Here is a 15,660-nt window from a genome sequence, read left to right on the forward strand (position 1 = left end):
CTGAGCGAAGGACAGAACCAGCGCGTCACTCCGGGTCGATACCGGGCAAACCGTCCACACTCTTCGCGTTCTTCTCGGCGCGATAGGCGATGAGCCGCTCCGGGCCCTTCTTCTCCGCTACGCGGTCGAGCACGTCACGGTCGGATTGGTAGTCCATCAGCGGTACTGCGTATCCGCACGAATCCGAGACGCGCGTCAGATCAACCACGACGATGGACCGCAGCCCCGGGTGGTCGGGGAACTTACCGACCAACTCGTTGAACGGTTCCGACCCTGCCAGTAGAACGCGCGCATTGCCGTGAAGCCGGACAATCTTCGGCGGTCCGCCAAATGCCATGAACATCAGAGTTATTCGCGAGTTCTCACGCACGTGCGCGATAGTTTCCACTCCGCTACCAGTCAGGTCGAGGTACGCCACCCGGGTGGATGTCAGCACCACAAACGATCCGACTCCACCTTTGGGTGAGCAATTGATCAACCCGTCAGCAGACAACGGTGCGGTGGCAACGACGAACAGCGGTTGAGCCTGCAACCACGTGGTGAGCTTTTCATCGATGCCTTCGTAGACGCGCCCCATGCCGAAAGTGTAGATCGCGCCGACTGGACGTCACGGGGCAGACGCTGCGGCGGTTCGGAGCTCCTCACACATCGCTGTGAAATCTCCGTCGTCGGCGGGATCCGTCGGCACTGCCAGTGCAATCCCGTCGCAGAGGTGCGCGTACTTCGAACTCAGCGCTTCGGGGAGTTCGGCGTATGTGCATTGCGTGACCAAGATGTCGAGAACATCGTCGGTGAGGACTGCGGGGAGTCGAGCCCAATCGCCCGTTCGCGCCATCGCAGTCAGCTTCTCCCCGAGCTCGGACAATCCGAGGACCTCGAGCGCAACTCGGTACGCCGGTGTGGAGTAGAGAAAGGCAAGCTCACTGCGCACCGCTTCTCGCTGCGCAATTATCGCAGCACGATCTCTGCCGGTGATCGTCTTCGGAACGGCGATCAGTCTCGGTTTCCTTCCTCCTGCCGCCAAAGCTGGAATGATCTTCTCCGCGAGCACCTTCGGATGGGAGCTGGTGGGGTGAGCAACAAAACCGTCGGCGACAGCTCCGGCCAGTGAGCACATGCGGGAGTTCACTCCCCCGGTCCATATCTCGGGTGCGGGGACGCCGATCGGCCCCGGGTTGAAATAGGGTTGCAGCCGGTTGAAGGTGTAGTGCGTTCCGGCGTGATCGAGTTCACCGCCCTCCTGGAACACTCGGAAGATCTCACGTACTGCGCTGACGTAATCACGCAGTTGCGCAACAGGATCCGTCCACGGCATCGAATACCGCCCGACGATGTTTCCCTGCACCTGCGTCGCGAGCCCCAGTTGGAATCGTCCACGCGAGAAGTCCGCCAGATCCCACGCAGCCAAAGCCGTCACCATGGGGCTGCGTGCAAACGCGACAACCATCGACGTCCGGACAGTGAGGGTGGTGCTGTGCTCGACGGCGAGTGCCGCCACCGCAAACGGATCGCGAATGGTCTCGGAGATGTGTACCGTGTCGAAACCGAGGTTCTCGATGCGTCTGACACGCTGAGCTACCTGCCGCAGCGGGATATCGGCAGGTAGCGAGGTCACCAATTCCATGTCAGGCCAACGGCTCCAGACGAATCGACAGCAGCTTTCCTTCGGTAGCCACCTTGCGAGCGTGTTCGTTGAAGTCCGGGGCGGCACACACGAACAGCGTACGACCGTCGGAACCGCCGAGCCCACAGGCGAAGACGCCGCTGTCGAAGGCAATTTCATCGATTATTTTGCCAGACGGGTCCACGTGGAGAATTCGACTTCCGAGGGCATCGGCCACCCACATCGAATCGTCTCCGTCGATGCAACAACCATCGGCCGCTACAACAATCTGTGCAAGCGTGGTCTCCATCTCGGGGCCACCAGGCACCGATCCGAACGACGCCCAGTCGCGGCGCTCCCCCAGCGAGCCATCCGGTTGGACGGCAAACGCGCTGATTCGATTCCCCAAGGTTTCGTCCACGAGCAGATCTCCGGTTGACGTCAAAGCCATTCCATTGGGGAAGTGGAGATCTCGTGCCACAACGTGCACCGACCCGTCCGGGTCGATTCGGAGTAGATCTGCCGTTTCGACGGGCGCCAGGTTCATCAGATCGAACCCGAAGTTGCCCACGTACGCTCGTCCCTGCGCGTCGACCAGCATGTCGTTGACGTTGGCACTGACGTACCCGGACAAGTCTGCGTGCACGACCAACTCGCCGTCGGATTCTCGCCGTAGAATCTTCTGGTCCCGCATGGAGACGACGAGCAATCTGCCGTCCGGAAGCCACCCCAGCCCGGACGGCTGCCCTGGAACCTCCGCCTCGACGCGTATGTCGGTCCCGTCCTCGCGGGCCGAAATCACCTGGTAGGTGTAGAAGTCCGACACCCAGATCCGGTTCTCGTGCCAGCGCGGGCATTCGAAGTAGGTGTATCCCTCGAGAACTACCGCAACTTCTGGTGCCATCAGGCTCTCCTGAGTCGGTGATGAATGAAGTATCAGTCTCATTCAATCACCGGCACCGCTGTCGCGGTGTCCGATTCCCGACTAGTCGCCGGCTCGAACTTCTTCCAACACGTCGAAAGCGGATTCCCATCCGTCGTACACATTCCCATCGCCCTTGAATCCCGGAATTCCTACCAGGTGGAAGGTCATTTCGGTTTTGTCACCCCGTTCTGCGAGCGTGACCGTTATCCGAGGCGCGGCGCCTACCGGATCACCTGGATTTCCCCAGGTGAAGACAAGCCTCTTCGGCTCGTCGACCTCGAGATAGGTTCCGCCGGTGGGGTACTCGGCTCCGTTCTCGTCGTTGATCATCAGGTAGCGGTACGTTCCGCCAACTCTGGGATCGATCGTGACATGCTCACGGGGGCTGCTGACGCCCTCGGGATGCCACCAGCGGGCTGCCTCGTCGGGATCGGTCCACGCTTGCCACACGAGTTCACGTGGTGCGTCGAAGATTCGGGTGATGGTGAATTCTGCGGTGGCATCGCCGTTCTGGTCACTCATTGTCCTTCTCCTTCTTCGGTCGACGTTGCTTCAGCTCACGTAGACGCTCGTCGAGGAGATCGAAGCGTTCGTTCCAACCCCGCCGATGTTCGTCGACCCAGGCACTGGCGTCGTCGAGCCCCTCTGCGCGAAGGGTGCAGGTGCGCCATTGCGCAGTGGCGGTCCGTTCGATGAGACCGGCCTTCTCCAACACCTTCAGATGCTGCGAGATGGCGGGTCGACTCATCTCGAACGGCTCAGCCAACTCGCCGACGGTCATCGAACCATCCGTCAGGCGAGAGAGCATTTCACGCCTCGTCGGGTCGGCCAGTGCACTGAACACTGCATCGAGCCGGACACTTCGCTCGTCCATGTAAGCAACTCCTTAATTAAGGAATAACTTAAACATAGAACTCAGCGGCCTGGGCGTCAACCCTTTTCAACCCCAGGTGTATCGAAGCCGCTCGACGGTTGTCACCTCGTCCATCTGGGAGAACGTCTTCCGCTCGGCTCCCTTCACAGACACCATCGCTTCGATGATCGACTCCCCGAAGATTTCCTTCGCCACCGAGGAGGAGTTGAACTTCTGCACTATCTCGCGCAGATCGGTGGGGACTCGGGTCACCCCGCGCTCATCACGTTCCGCCTCCGTGAGAGTCGACGGGTTCACCACAATTTCCGGCGGCAATGGCGCGGCATTGCCGATACCGATATGCGAAAGGCCAAGTATCGCAGCGGTCGCCAGATACGGGTTGGCCGACGGATCGACGATTTTCACTTCGGCGTTGGCGCCGTGCGGATTCGACGGCGACTCTGCGCAGAACCTCAGTGCCGCTTCGCGGTTCTCGAGCCCCCAACAGACGTAGGCCCCCGACCAATTGTCCGGGCGCAGCCTGAGGCCGGAGAGCGGTGAAGACGCGAAGACGGCCGTGAACTCCGTCAGATGAGCGAGGATTCCGCCCAAAGCGGAAGCTCCAGCGTCGGTCATTCCATGCTCCCGACTGCCGCCGGAGAAGACCGAACTACCATTCGCGGTCAACGAAAAGTGCTGGTGTGCGCCGTTTCCTGCGCCGCCCAGGGTGGGAATCGGCGAGAACGAGGCCGCCAATCCGTGCGCTCTGGCCGTACGGCTGATCAAGATCCGAGCCAACACCACGAGATCGGCGGCTTGAACAGGAGCGCTCGGAGCGATCGATATCTCGAATTGATCGGGCCCGTATTCGGCATGGACTTGCTCGATATGTAGTTGTGCGCGTTCGGCATTGTGCAGGAGGTCCTTGAGAAAGTCCTCATGCCGAACGACCGCATCCAGCCCGTAGGCCGACCATTCACCGCCACACGCGTCACCGAAAAGCGTGAACTCGACCTCATGGCCGACACGGGCTTCGAGGCCGTCGGAGGCGAGCCGCGCAACGACAGCAGCAAGCGCGGATCGCGTGCACACGGCAGCCGTCGAACCGTCCTGCTCGTGCACAGTCGCGGGCGCCCAGGACACACCACCGCCGAGATCCCGGAGGTCGGATCGGTCGATACGTAATCGGAGATCGCCCACGACGGAGAAGGAATCGGTGAACGCAATCCGATCATCGCTACAGAAGACGTTCCAACTCGGTGAGACGCCCGCACCGACTTCCTCGAAGACACCGGTTCGGGCCGCAGGCATCACTTTCGCTCGTGTGACACCTGCCATGTCGACGAGCGAGCCGATGGTCAGAGCCGGAACTTCCCTCATCCAGAGGCAAATACCCCGCCCGGCGTCGCGCCAACCCGTCAGATCAGGTTGTCCTCCACCGGCAGCCCGAACGCTGCCCGGCCGTACAGCGCCAACGCGCGCTCCGGTTCGTTGGCAACGTGAACGCTGCCTGCGTGCACGTCGCGCCACGCGCGCTCGATCGGGTTTCCACGGGAGAGGGAGTTGCCGCCTGCCGTCTTGAACAGCATGTCGATCGCTTCCACCGAACGTTCCGTCGCGCGAACCTGATCACGACGAGCCCGAAGCCTCATCGAGAGCGGCAACTCCTGGCCGGCCACAGCAAGTTCGTACATCTCCCGGATGTTGCGATCCATCTGCAGAATCGCGGCGTCGATCTCCGACGACGCACGTGCGACGGCGACCTGCGCGAACTGATCCTCACTGAACCGTCCACCACCCAAGCTCAGACGGACGCGCTCACGCATCACGTCCAGGTACCCCTCGTAACAACCGGCAACGATGCCAACGCACGGGGCGGCCACCGTCGAGGTAAAGATGCTCCCGAACGGAAGTTTGTACAGCGGACCAGGATTGACTGCTTGGCCGGGTCCACGCAGTTGCGCGGTTTCGTAGTTGCGCTTCAATCGGTGCTCGGGAACGAACGCGTCTTTGACCACGATCTCGTTGCTCGCGGTGCCTCTCATTCCCACGACGTCCCAGACGTCGCGGATCTCGTAGTCGGTGCGCGGCACCAACACCGTCATGAAATCGACGGGACGGCCGTCCATGCCGACCACCATCGCTCCCAGCAACGCCCAACTCGCGTGATCACAGCCGGAGGAAAAGCCCCACTGGCCCGAAAGCTCGTAGCCGCCGTCCACCGCCGTCAGCCGTCCGACCGGTGCGTAGGCGGACGAGATGAGCGTCGTCTGATCCTCTCCCCACACGTCGGCCTGGGCTTGGTCGTCGAAAAGCGCCAGATGCCACGGGTGCACCCCCACCACCGAGGCGACCCAGCCCGTCGAGCCACAGGCAGCGGAGATGGCCCGGATCACTTCGTAGAAGTGGACCGGGTCGCACTCGGCGCCTCCGTATCTCTTCGGCGCCAGCATCGAGAAGACGCCGGCTTCGGACAGTTCTCGGATGGTCCGTTCGGAGATCTTGCGCGAATCGTCGACCTTCTGAGCGCGGGCCGCGATCTTCGGAAGCAGATCACGGACTGTGCTCAGAACCTTGTTGACCATGGGAGACACTCCTCGCACCGAACCGTGAGGGAGCGGATCGGCAGATAGACATAACGGCTGCCCCGTCACGATATGTCGATCATGCGTTCCGGTGATCCGAAGTCCCGCAGGCCGGGATCAGCTGCCCGATCCTCGTGCTCTCCGCTGGTCCCGGCCAGTGAGACGACGGCCCAGAGGCAATTCACGCTCCCCTAGCGTCGGGCGTCGACACTGCCCCTGGAAAGGACGGGACTCATCGTGACGATCACTCAGTCCGACAACGACGAGGTTCGCGAGATCCAAGCTGGAACCGCGCCCACTCGCTTTGCACGTGGATGGCACTGCATTGGACTCACGGAGTCCTTCAAGGACGGCCAGCCGCACTCGATCGAGGCGTTCGGCACCAAACTTGTCGTCTTCGCCGACAGTGAAGGCAACGTCAAGATCCTCGACGCGTACTGCCGTCACATGGGTGGCGACCTCAGCCAGGGCACCGTCAAGGGCGACGCCATTGCCTGTCCGTTCCACGATTGGCGCTGGGGCGGCAACGGCAAGTGCCAGAAGATTCCGTACGCACGCCGCGTTCCCCCGCTGGCCAAGACGCGTGCTTGGCAGACCCTCGACCAGGATGGCATGCTCTTCGTCTGGCACGACCCCGAGGGCAACCCGCCGACCGACGACGTGGCCATCCCCCGCATCGAAGGCGCGCTCAGCGACGAGTGGAGCGACTGGGTCTGGTACACCACCACCGTCGACACGAACTGCCGTGAAATCGTCGACAACATCGTCGACATGGCGCACTTCTTCTACGTGCACTACTCGTTCCCGACGTACTTCAAGAACGTCTTCGAAGGCCACGCTGCAACGCAGTACATGCGCGGCGTCGCTCGCTCGGACATGCGTCCCCACGCAGCAGGCACCCCGAAGATGGTCGGCAGCAACTCGGTCGCCACGTACTTCGGGCCCTCCTTCATGGTCGACGACCTGACCTACGAGTACGAGGACTACAACGTCGACTCCGTGCTCATCAACTGCCACTACCCGGTCAGTGCGGACAAGTTCGTGCTCCAGTACGGCATCATCGTCAAGAAGTCGGATCGTTTCCAGGGCGAAGCCGCCGACGCGATGGCCGCGAACTTCGGCACCTTCATCGCCAAGGGCTTCGAGCAGGACGTCGAGATCTGGAAGAACAAGACTCGCATCGAGAACCCGCTCCTGTGTGAAGAAGACGGCCCGGTCTATCAGCTCCGCCGCTGGTACGAGCAGTTCTACGTCGACGTGGCGGATATCGCCCCCGAAATGACCGAGCGATTCGAATTCGAACTCGACACCGCGCGCCCCGTCGCCGCCTGGCAGAAGGAAGTCGAAGACAACCTCGCTGCGAAGAAGGCCGAAGAAGATGCAGCCTCTTCAGTGCGCTGAGTGCAAGGCGCAGGTCCTGGTCCAGAAGAACAGTTGGGAACACACCACTGTTCAGTGGAGCGACCAGGCCCGCGCCAAGTGCCTTGAAATTGCCGACGAACGTGAATTCGGGCAAAGAGAGGGCCGACCCGGTGCTCCCCGCAAGGAGTGTGGCGCCTTGATCGCGTCCATCGTCGATGCTGCGAATGCCGGGGAGATCGAAATCCTCGACGAAGACCCGGTGCCCAAGCCGATCGTCGACGACAGCGAACCCGTACCGGCTCCGTTTCACTAGTCAAGTCAACATCTTTCGAAGAAGGTAGTAATGATCGATCCTCAGTACTACGGTCCGTGGGCAGTCATCGCCGGCGGTTCCGAAGGTGTCGGCGCGGGGTTCGCCGACGAGCTCAGCAAGATCGGCATCAACCTCGTTCTCATCGCACGCAAGCCGGGCCCACTCGAGGAGACCGCAGCCAAGGCACGCGCCAATGGCGTCGAAGTACGCACTCTCGCATTGGATCTGCTCGTTCCCGACGCGCTCGATCAGATCAAAGCCGTCACCGACGACGTCGAGGTGGGCCTGCTCATCTTCAACGCCGGCGCCAACAGCTACGGCCACGAGTTCGTCACCGGCGATCTGAACGGATTTGCCGGGGTTATCGAGCTGAACATCAACAAGCAACTCGAACTCTCGCACCACTTCGGCGGTTTGATGAAGGAGCGCGGACGCGGCGGCATCATGCTGCTCGGTTCACTTGCGGGCTTCATGGGTTCCGAGCACCAGAGTATCTACGCGGCGTCCAAGGCATTCGGGCGCATCTTCGCCGAAAGCCTGTGGCTCGAACTCCAGCCGTACGGTGTTCACGTCGTCGAGTTCATTCTCGGTGTCACTCGCACACCGGCTATGATTCGCGCGGGACTGAACTTCGACATCCCGGGTATGAACGTCGCAGAGCCCGAAGATGTTGCACGTGAAGGTCTCGAACACCTTGCCGACGGCCCGATCTGGGTCGCCGCAGGAAACTACGAAGGCGCCAAGAAGCGCAGTGGCTTCCCCCGAGACAAGATGGTGAAGGGCGCTGCCGAAGCGATGCGCAAGCTACTGAACCGCTGACTTCTGCTGTGCGCCTTTATTAACCCCCCGACGTTAAGAAAGGCGCACAGCATGAGCATCGACATCACCACTCTCCTCGACGAACGCGAGATCACCCGCGCCGTCTTCGAGTTCGCGCGAGCCATGGACGCCCGCGACTGGGATGAACTCCACCGGATCATGACGCCGGACGCTACGGCGGAACTGGGCACCGGAACTCTCCGCGGACCCGCCGAGGTCGTGGCGTCCATCCGCTCGTTCCTCGACGAGTGCGGACCCACCCAACATCTGATCGGCAACGTTCTGGTCGAGGTGGTCGGCGATCTCGCCACCAGTCGCTCCTACGTCAGCGACATGCATGTGGGCACCGGGAGCAAAGCTCACCTGAACTTCTTCACCCTCGGCGACTACCACGATTCGTGGGCTCGGGTGGATGGCACGTGGCGAATAACGCACCGCACCAAGCATTCACACGCCAGTCAGGGATCTATCGAGGTTCTGGGCGCCGGCCCCAGCGGTTGGCGGAGCTGACTCAGCTCAACATCGACAAACGGCCGGTCGCGAGCGGACTCTTACTGGTGAGGCCGCCGTCGACCACCAGGGTCTGCCCCGTCATGTAGCGAGATTCGTCCGACGCCAGGTAGACCATGGCGTGTGCAATGTCTTCGGGTTCGCCGAGGTAAGGCAGGGCGTTGGCCTGCTTCATGCCTTCGATGACGTCAGCTGGGATGTTGTCCACGAGTGCGGGTGTCATGATCGCACCCGGCGCTACGGCGTTGCACCGAACACCGTTCGCTCCGTACTGGACTGCAATGTACTGAGTCAACCGGATGACCGCCGCCTTGGCTGATCCATAGGCAGATTGCAGGGAATCGCCGATCAATCCACCCACCGAGGCCGTGTTGACGATCGATCCTCCGCCGGCGCTGTTCATGTGCGGAATGGCAAGGCGTGAAGCGACCACGGTGCTACGCACGTTGAGCGACATCACGCGATCCCACTCGTCCAGGTCCATCCGGAGCAGGTCGAGATCCTTGCGCGGATTACTACCGCCCACGTGATTGCACAAGACGTTGATGCCGCCGAATTCGGCGACCGCCCTTTCGATCATCGCAGCCAAGGAGTCCTCGTTCATGACGTCGACGCCGAAACCCAGTGCATTGCCACCGGTCTCGCGAATCGCCGCCGCCGCTTCCTCTGCACGCGCCGGATCGAGGTCGGCAACCAGCACTTTGGCGCCTTCTTCCGCCATGAGTTCTGCTGCTGCACGCCCGATTCCACTGGCGGCGCCGGTGATCACTACGTTCTTTCCTTCGAGCCTGTTCATATCCGTTCCCTTCGCGGAGAATCGCCATACCCGGATCTCACATGCCCGGAATTGACAGCTAGGCGATTACCCGATCACTACCAGTGAACGCAGGTTCGACGGCGGCGTCCAACTTTCTTGAATGAACTCACAAGTACGTGACCACGGCCCGCGCACCTGCTACACCGCCGAAATCGAGTGGCGACGTCAGGCTCGACTGTGCTGAAGTGGCGCTATGCAGAATTCTGTTCGACCGCTGTCCACCGACGACCTCGACCGTGCCGCCGAGGTCCTCGGTGAGGCGTTTGCCGACTACCCCTGGACGAACTGGTGCGTCGCCGAAGACTCCCACGTGGAACGCGTCGCGGCTCTGCAACGGATCTACCTCGAACACCTGGCACTACCGTTCGGGCGTTCCTACATCGATGATTCCGGCAACGGCGTCATCGCCGTCCTGCCGCCGGACACCCCCGAGCCTGATGGAGAGACTGTCGAGAAGATCGTCGAACTGCACGGAGATCGGTTCGAGCGCGTACTTCAGGCTGACGAACAACTGTCTGCGCTTCCCGTACCCGAACACGCGTGGTCGTTGGCAACGATCGGTACGACCCCGCGCTCACGCGGAACCGGATTGGGTTCCGCGCTACTGAAACATGCTTTGGCGGAACTGGATCGAACCGAACAGGATTGCTGGCTCGATACGTCGACCGAACGAAATCTCCCGCTCTACCAACGATTCGGGTTCACGATCGCAGGCAAAATCTCACTGACCGACGGACCGACGGTCTGGCGGATGCACCGCATTCAGAGCTGATTCGCCGATTTCAGTAGTCGCCGAATCATTTTCGACAAAGACGCATATTGGGTGATCGTATTGACGGCGATCCACCTCGACACCGGCCACGTCCTGGTCCACGAGAAAACCCCGACCGACAGCAGTTGATCGTCGTCGAGGGTCTCGACGTAGCTGCGTAACAACGCCACGGCAGCTTGCAATCGATCGCGAAGCACCGGAATCGGAACGTCGGTGCTCGCGTCGACAACCGACTGATTCAGTGCGGGAGTTTGCGTCCACTTGTAACCTGCAGCCGGCGTTTGTGGTGTCTCGTCACGCAGTCCGGCGCCTATCCACTCTACGACGGCCTCTGCCCACCAGACACGCACCGCGAGTACGTCGTGCACCGTCCACGCATCGACGGCAATGACGTCGAACAAATCGGCCTCGGCGGCGCCGTCAAGTAACACGTCGAGTTTCGAATATGCCGAGTCCAGCTCACTCATCAGTTCGAGGCGTGAAAAGATCTGCGCCACAATGCCTCCAAACGATCGGTAGAGATGGAAGAAGCGGAGCCATCGCAATGCGATGACTCCGCGTTCAACTCAACGTCTACCAAATCTAGTTCAGCTCGCCCAAGAACCTGTTGACGTTCTCGGCGATCTCCTTTGATCGGGTGTGGTGCAGGTAGTGGTCCCCGTCCAGCAAGATCAACTCTCCGTGATCAACGGAGGCGGCCTGCCCTTCGTGCAGCGCAGTCCAGCCCTCGACTTCGGAATTCTGCACGGCGAACAACAGAATCGGAAGATCGGCCGGGAACGTCCTGCCGATTGCTTCTGCGAAGTTGCTGGAAAGATGGTCCATCTCGTTGAGGTAGGTGTCGCTGAAGTTGTTCTTCGCAGTCAACTGTCGCATCTCGTCCTTTGCTGCAGCGTCGAGGTACTCGTCCGAGTTCTCACCACCGACGAACTTGGACAGCAGTTCCGACAAGCCCAACTGCCTTCCCACTCGGAGTGCGTCGATCGGAAATTTGGTATCCATATTCGGCTGCCCTGGAACACTGCTGTCGATGCCCACGAATGCGGTGACCTCGTCGCGGTACTTCGCGGTGTAGTCCAGTGCATAGACACCAGTGATCGAGTGTCCCATGAGGATGTATTCCTCAATCCCCAGCGACTGTACTGCCGTATGAATCTCTTCGACGATGTTCGCAGTCGTGCGGTCCTTGTCCGTTTGGTCACTGTGCCCGTAGCCGAAGGGCTCGATCGTGACGACGCGGTAGTCAGGCGCCAGCTCGTTGACAAGCGGTGTGAAGTCGAGAATCGGTGCGGACGTTCCGAACCCGGGCAGCAGCACTATGGTCTGATCGCCGTTGCCGCGGATCGAGTAGCTCATGTTCTTTCCGTCGACGGACACGAACTGGTTGCCCGTGTCCCCGGTCGGGACGCTCGCCTTGCTGGAGCTGACATTGAACACGAGCGCAATCGATACCAGCACAACTAGAACTACGGACACCGAAGCAACCACCTTCAGTGCAACGGTACGAATCTTCTTCATTCTCATCCTCATCTTCTCGGGCGTCGATACGGCTAGTAAAGGCTCGATATCGAGGCCGCACTGGTCTCGTCGAGCACACGCAACACGTTGTTGCCCATCAGCTTTGCCAAGTCCTCCGCGGACCAACCGCGTTCCGCCAGACGGTCTATCAACACCGCGAAACCGGATACGTCCTGCATACCGTCCGGAAAGTCGTCGAACCCATCGTAGTCACTACCCAAACCGATGTGGTCGATGCCCGCGACGTCTCGGGCATGCTCGACGTGATCGGCCAGATGGTCCACCGTCATCGCCGGCCGTGGGCCGACCCGTCCGCCCTTGAACCACTCGTTGTATTCGGTAGAAAGGAACATGGGCACAAAGGCGATCATGATCACACCACCGTTGTCCGCGAGCAACCGCATGACGTCGTCGGGAACGTTGCGGGGGTGACCGCATAGCTGAGAGCACGACGAATGACTGAAGACCACCGGTGCCGACGACGTCTCGATGGCATCTCTCATCGTTTCCACCGAGACGTGCGACAGGTCGACGAGTACGCCGAGCCGATTCATTTCGCGCACGATCTCGCGACCGAAGTCGGTGAGACCGCCGTGCACTCGCGTATCCGTCGCGGAGTCCGCCCACCCGGTGTTGTCGTTGTGCGTCAGGGTCATGTACCGAAGACCAAGGCGCGCCATCATTCTCAAGACACCGAGCGAGCTGCCGATACTGTGACCGCCCTCCGCGCCCAACAAGGACGCGACTTTGCCCTCACTCCAGATTCGACGCACGTCGTCGCCTGTGCGCGCGAATTCGAAAGTATCCGGGTACCGCTCGATCATCCGATACACGAAGTCGATCTGTTCGAGGGTGTACTGAACCGCCTCTGGCTCGGTCATGTCACACGGGGTGTAAACCGACCAGAACTGCGCACCGACGCCACCGCGACCGAGTTTGTCGATGTCGGTTTGGAAGATGGAATCCTTCTCGAGATTCTTCACCGAGTAGGCGGCAGTCTCGCGAGCCGTCCATGCCAGATCGTTGTGACCGTCGATGACCGGCGCAAGGCCGTAAGCGTCCAGTGCCGCTGGGTGATTCACGTCGGGAAAGGGAGCGAGAGGTTTCATCATGAGTTTTCCTCGAGAAAGTAGTGCGGGCAGGTCGAGGGCCCTCATCGCCCTCGACCTGCCCGAGATTTCATTCAGCGGAGAGAATCATCTCGCCGCGGCTAGTCGGAAATCTTCTTGAAAAGCCTTGTCATGTACAAGTATTCTTCGCCATCGATCGTGAGATGAGCCATCTCCCCCGAGGCGCTCTCGTTACTGATCGAGAACCGGGAAGCAGACAGCGGCACGACCTTGGTGGGCGGGGCCGGGGGCTCGCCGTCGATCTCGACCTTGGCGAAGTTCTGAACCTGGAATCCGCCGTCGTCGCCGCGCGTGAGTTCGATTCGAACGGTGGTCGATTCATAGGTTCCGAGAATGTGCGACAGGTCGATCTCAGCCGCATCTGCCTCGGACTTCGGTTCCGGCAGAACGAGATCAAGCTCCTGAGCGATCTCTTTCTCGATGTCGTGGGCGAGTGCACCGCCGCCACGCGAATTGGTGACAACGGCCATGGCCAGGCCGAGTTCGGGGAAGGTGTGAAAACGAGTGATCTGGCCGATCGTCGCACCACCGTGCTGCGCGGACGTCACACCGCCCCAGTCGGACAGGATCCAGCCGAGACCCCAAGCCTGATCGACGCTCGAGACCGCGGTCAGGTCGAACTGCGGGGTGCGCATCAGACGCGCGGATTCTTCGGACAGAATGCGCTCACCCGTCAGAGCGAGTCCGTCACGCATGTGTGCAGCTCCGAACGTCAGCAGAGAGCTGACAGATCCGGTGATGATGCCGGCCGGTCCGATACCGCGCGGGAGCAGCCACTGTTTGGTCGGAACCACCTTGTCCGGCGCCGTCCGATCCGGGTTGGCCACGTGGCCGACGGCGGTGCGGAACAGCGGGGCGTCCTTGGCCTTGGTGATGATGTGCGTCAATCCGAGTGGCTTCCAGAGGTATTCGACCAACGCCTCGTCCCACGTCATCTCACGAAGGACCTCGACGATGCGGCCGGCAACGGCAAAACCCGCGTTGCTGTAACTCAGATGCCCACCGGGCTTGGTGACGCTGATCGCCGTAGCGAGTTCGTCGACGTACTTCTCGACGCAGTCGTCACCGTCACCGGTGTCGTTGAACAGGTCTCCGTCGATACCGCTTGTGTGCGTGAGCAACTGGCGGATCGTGATTTCCTTCGTGTTGGAAGGGTCTGCGATCGTGAACTCCGGAAGCACCTCCACCACCAGGGTGTCCAACGTCAGCTTGCCCTCGTCGACGAGTTGCATGGTCAGCGTCGTCGTCCAGATCTTGCTCGCGGATCCGTACTGGAACAGCGTGTCTGCGTCGACGTCGACGCGCGTGTTCAGGCTCGTCACTCCGGTGGTGATGACACGAATGTCCGCAGTGCCGTCTTCGCCCAGCGCGATCACACCGACCTGCGCACCCGGTACCGAATGCTTGGCTGCCAGTTCGTCGAGGCGTTCCTGCCACTTCGGGGCGACAAGTAGGTCCTTGGGCAAGTCGGTCACAGGTCGAACTCCTTCGATCATGGAAGCGAGTGGCTTGGACGGTGTTGCTGCGATCCGCTCGGGTCTCACTCGTCGGGACGTGAGGTTGCGGAAGCGATAACCGTCCACCCATGATCTCAGTGTGCTCGCAGTCACGTCCTGGTCGATTGCACCGAAGTTGCACCCGAAAATGGTGCGATCGGACGAGCCTGTGTTCAGGTCTCGCCATTCGAAGCGATCAGCGCTCGAAGGTTCCTTCCAAGCGATTGCGTGAACCCGGATGGATCAAGCGCGCCGCACTGACCAACCCGTTGGCCGACCAGGTGCGGCGGCGAATCAGCAGGCACGGTTCCCCTCGATCTATGCGGAGCAGTTCGCATTCGTCCGGGCTCCCCAACACCGCTTCCACGACGTGCTCGCCGCGAACCAGAGGCGCAACGTCACTCAGGTAGTTGTTGGGGGTGATCGCAGTGAAGTCCTGGCGCAGATAGTCGGGCGCCTCGTTCGGATTCACGAACCGGTCTTCCACCTGAATCGGAGTTTCGTCCTCGAAGTGCACCATCAGCGAATGGAACACCCGTTTGCCCACCGATTCACGAAGGAACGTCTGCCCGTGGTCGGTTTCTTCCTCACGAACGAACACGACCTCGGTTCGATGACGGTGGCCGCGCCGCTGAATCTCGTCGGCGATGTTCTTGACTTCGAACAGCGGGGACGCGGTCTTCGTGGCGGCGACAAAGGTACCGACCCCCATCATCCGCACGATCAGACCGTCGCTGGTGAGTTCGCGAAGCGCTCGATTGATCGTCATACGTGACAACCCCAGCGCACTGACCAGTTGATTCTCCGAAGGCAACTGATCACCTTCGGTCCACCGACCCGAATTGATCTGCGAGATCACGAGGTTCTTGACCCGTTCGTAGGCAGGGGCGGACTCGCCGCCTGCCTCGTTGAACAGCACGGCGAGTTCTGCGTCCACTTCAGCAATCGCCATCGCCA

General features: G+C 61.1%; 18 protein-coding genes. 5 read left to right on the top strand and 13 right to left on the bottom strand.

All coding sequences use genetic code 11. The features are described from left to right. Positions 1–25: 25 nt before the first annotated feature. The 7 genes from ACWF6P_RS07875 to hsaA form a co-directional block, all read right to left on the bottom strand. Positions 26–577 (bottom strand): pyridoxamine 5'-phosphate oxidase family protein, encoded by a 552-nt coding sequence (locus tag ACWF6P_RS07875; RefSeq protein WP_378446796.1) that lies wholly within the window; start codon positions 575–577, stop codon positions 26–28. A 30-nt stretch (positions 578–607) separates the two neighbouring features. After that, positions 608–1,624 (bottom strand): TIGR03617 family F420-dependent LLM class oxidoreductase, encoded by a 1,017-nt coding sequence (locus ACWF6P_RS07880; RefSeq protein ID WP_452620639.1) that lies wholly within the window; start codon positions 1,622–1,624, stop codon positions 608–610. A 1-nt stretch (position 1,625) separates the two neighbouring features. Next, entirely contained in the window at positions 1,626–2,507 is an 882-nt protein-coding gene (locus ACWF6P_RS07885; protein WP_452620640.1) for an SMP-30/gluconolactonase/LRE family protein, read from the bottom strand. 81 nt (positions 2,508–2,588) lie between these two features. Next, positions 2,589–3,050, bottom strand: coding sequence for an SRPBCC family protein (locus ACWF6P_RS07890; RefSeq protein ID WP_452620641.1), 462 nt, complete (start codon positions 3,048–3,050; stop codon positions 2,589–2,591). Next, positions 3,043–3,402, bottom strand: coding sequence for an ArsR/SmtB family transcription factor (locus ACWF6P_RS07895; RefSeq protein ID WP_452620642.1), 360 nt, complete (start codon positions 3,400–3,402; stop codon positions 3,043–3,045). The genes ACWF6P_RS07890 and ACWF6P_RS07895 overlap by 8 nt, the downstream gene beginning before the upstream one ends. Positions 3,403–3,468: 66 nt before the next feature. Next, a complete protein-coding gene (locus ACWF6P_RS07900) occupies positions 3,469–4,761 on the bottom strand; it encodes a glutamine synthetase family protein (protein ID WP_452620643.1) in 1,293 nt (430 codons plus the stop codon). A gap of 38 nt (positions 4,762–4,799) precedes the next feature. After that, the gene (gene hsaA, locus ACWF6P_RS07905; RefSeq protein WP_452620644.1) at positions 4,800–5,966 is read right to left on the bottom strand and encodes a 3-hydroxy-9,10-secoandrosta-1,3,5(10)-triene-9,17-dione monooxygenase oxygenase subunit; all 1,167 of its coding nucleotides are present in this window, start codon (positions 5,964–5,966) and stop codon (positions 4,800–4,802) included. 237 nt (positions 5,967–6,203) lie between these two features. On the opposite strand from hsaA, the gene ACWF6P_RS07910 reads away from it, so the two are divergent. From ACWF6P_RS07910 to ACWF6P_RS07925, 4 genes are read left to right on the top strand one after another with little or no spacing between them, the layout of a single operon-like run. After that, positions 6,204–7,367 (top strand): Rieske 2Fe-2S domain-containing protein, encoded by a 1,164-nt coding sequence (locus ACWF6P_RS07910; protein ID WP_452620645.1) that lies wholly within the window; start codon positions 6,204–6,206, stop codon positions 7,365–7,367. Continuing rightward, the gene (locus tag ACWF6P_RS07915; RefSeq protein WP_452620646.1) at positions 7,345–7,641 is read left to right on the top strand and encodes a hypothetical protein; all 297 of its coding nucleotides are present in this window, start codon (positions 7,345–7,347) and stop codon (positions 7,639–7,641) included. Before ACWF6P_RS07910 ends, ACWF6P_RS07915 begins: the two co-directional genes overlap by 23 nt. 30 nt (positions 7,642–7,671) lie before the next feature. Beyond that, the gene (locus tag ACWF6P_RS07920) at positions 7,672–8,460 is read left to right on the top strand and encodes an SDR family NAD(P)-dependent oxidoreductase (RefSeq protein ID WP_452620647.1); all 789 of its coding nucleotides are present in this window, start codon (positions 7,672–7,674) and stop codon (positions 8,458–8,460) included. Between the two features lie 51 nt (positions 8,461–8,511). Continuing rightward, a complete protein-coding gene (locus ACWF6P_RS07925; RefSeq protein ID WP_452620648.1) occupies positions 8,512–8,970 on the top strand; it encodes a nuclear transport factor 2 family protein in 459 nt (152 codons plus the stop codon). A 1-nt stretch (position 8,971) separates the two neighbouring features. Here ACWF6P_RS07925 and ACWF6P_RS07930 read toward each other — a convergent pair whose 3' ends face one another. Beyond that, a complete protein-coding gene (locus tag ACWF6P_RS07930; protein WP_452620649.1) occupies positions 8,972–9,766 on the bottom strand; it encodes an SDR family NAD(P)-dependent oxidoreductase in 795 nt (264 codons plus the stop codon). A gap of 214 nt (positions 9,767–9,980) precedes the next feature. Between ACWF6P_RS07930 and ACWF6P_RS07935 the strand changes: the two genes are divergently transcribed. Then, entirely contained in the window at positions 9,981–10,559 is a 579-nt protein-coding gene (locus ACWF6P_RS07935; protein WP_452620650.1) for a GNAT family N-acetyltransferase, read from the top strand. Here the strand turns inward: ACWF6P_RS07935 and ACWF6P_RS07940 are convergent. From ACWF6P_RS07940 to hutC, 5 genes are all read right to left on the bottom strand, one after another. Beyond that, on the bottom strand, positions 10,550–11,056 hold the full coding sequence (locus ACWF6P_RS07940) for a ClbS/DfsB family four-helix bundle protein (RefSeq protein WP_452620651.1): 507 nt from the start codon (positions 11,054–11,056) through the stop codon (positions 10,550–10,552). The genes ACWF6P_RS07935 and ACWF6P_RS07940 overlap by 10 nt on opposite strands. A gap of 85 nt (positions 11,057–11,141) precedes the next feature. After that, positions 11,142–12,077 (bottom strand): alpha/beta fold hydrolase, encoded by a 936-nt coding sequence (locus ACWF6P_RS07945; RefSeq protein ID WP_452620652.1) that lies wholly within the window; start codon positions 12,075–12,077, stop codon positions 11,142–11,144. 32 nt (positions 12,078–12,109) lie between these two features. Beyond that, on the bottom strand, positions 12,110–13,189 hold the full coding sequence (locus ACWF6P_RS07950) for a dipeptidase (protein WP_452620653.1): 1,080 nt from the start codon (positions 13,187–13,189) through the stop codon (positions 12,110–12,112). 98 nt (positions 13,190–13,287) lie between these two features. Beyond that, positions 13,288–14,682: a serine hydrolase domain-containing protein gene (locus ACWF6P_RS07955; RefSeq protein WP_452620654.1), complete on the bottom strand. Its 1,395-nt coding sequence runs from the start codon at positions 14,680–14,682 to the stop codon at positions 13,288–13,290. Between the two features lie 217 nt (positions 14,683–14,899). Next, complete coding sequence (gene hutC / locus ACWF6P_RS07960; protein WP_378446969.1) at positions 14,900–15,655, bottom strand: histidine utilization repressor; 756 nt, start codon at positions 15,653–15,655, stop codon at positions 14,900–14,902. Positions 15,656–15,660 lie beyond the last annotated feature (5 nt).

This window comes from Rhodococcus sp. NPDC055024, from assembly GCF_053608585.1.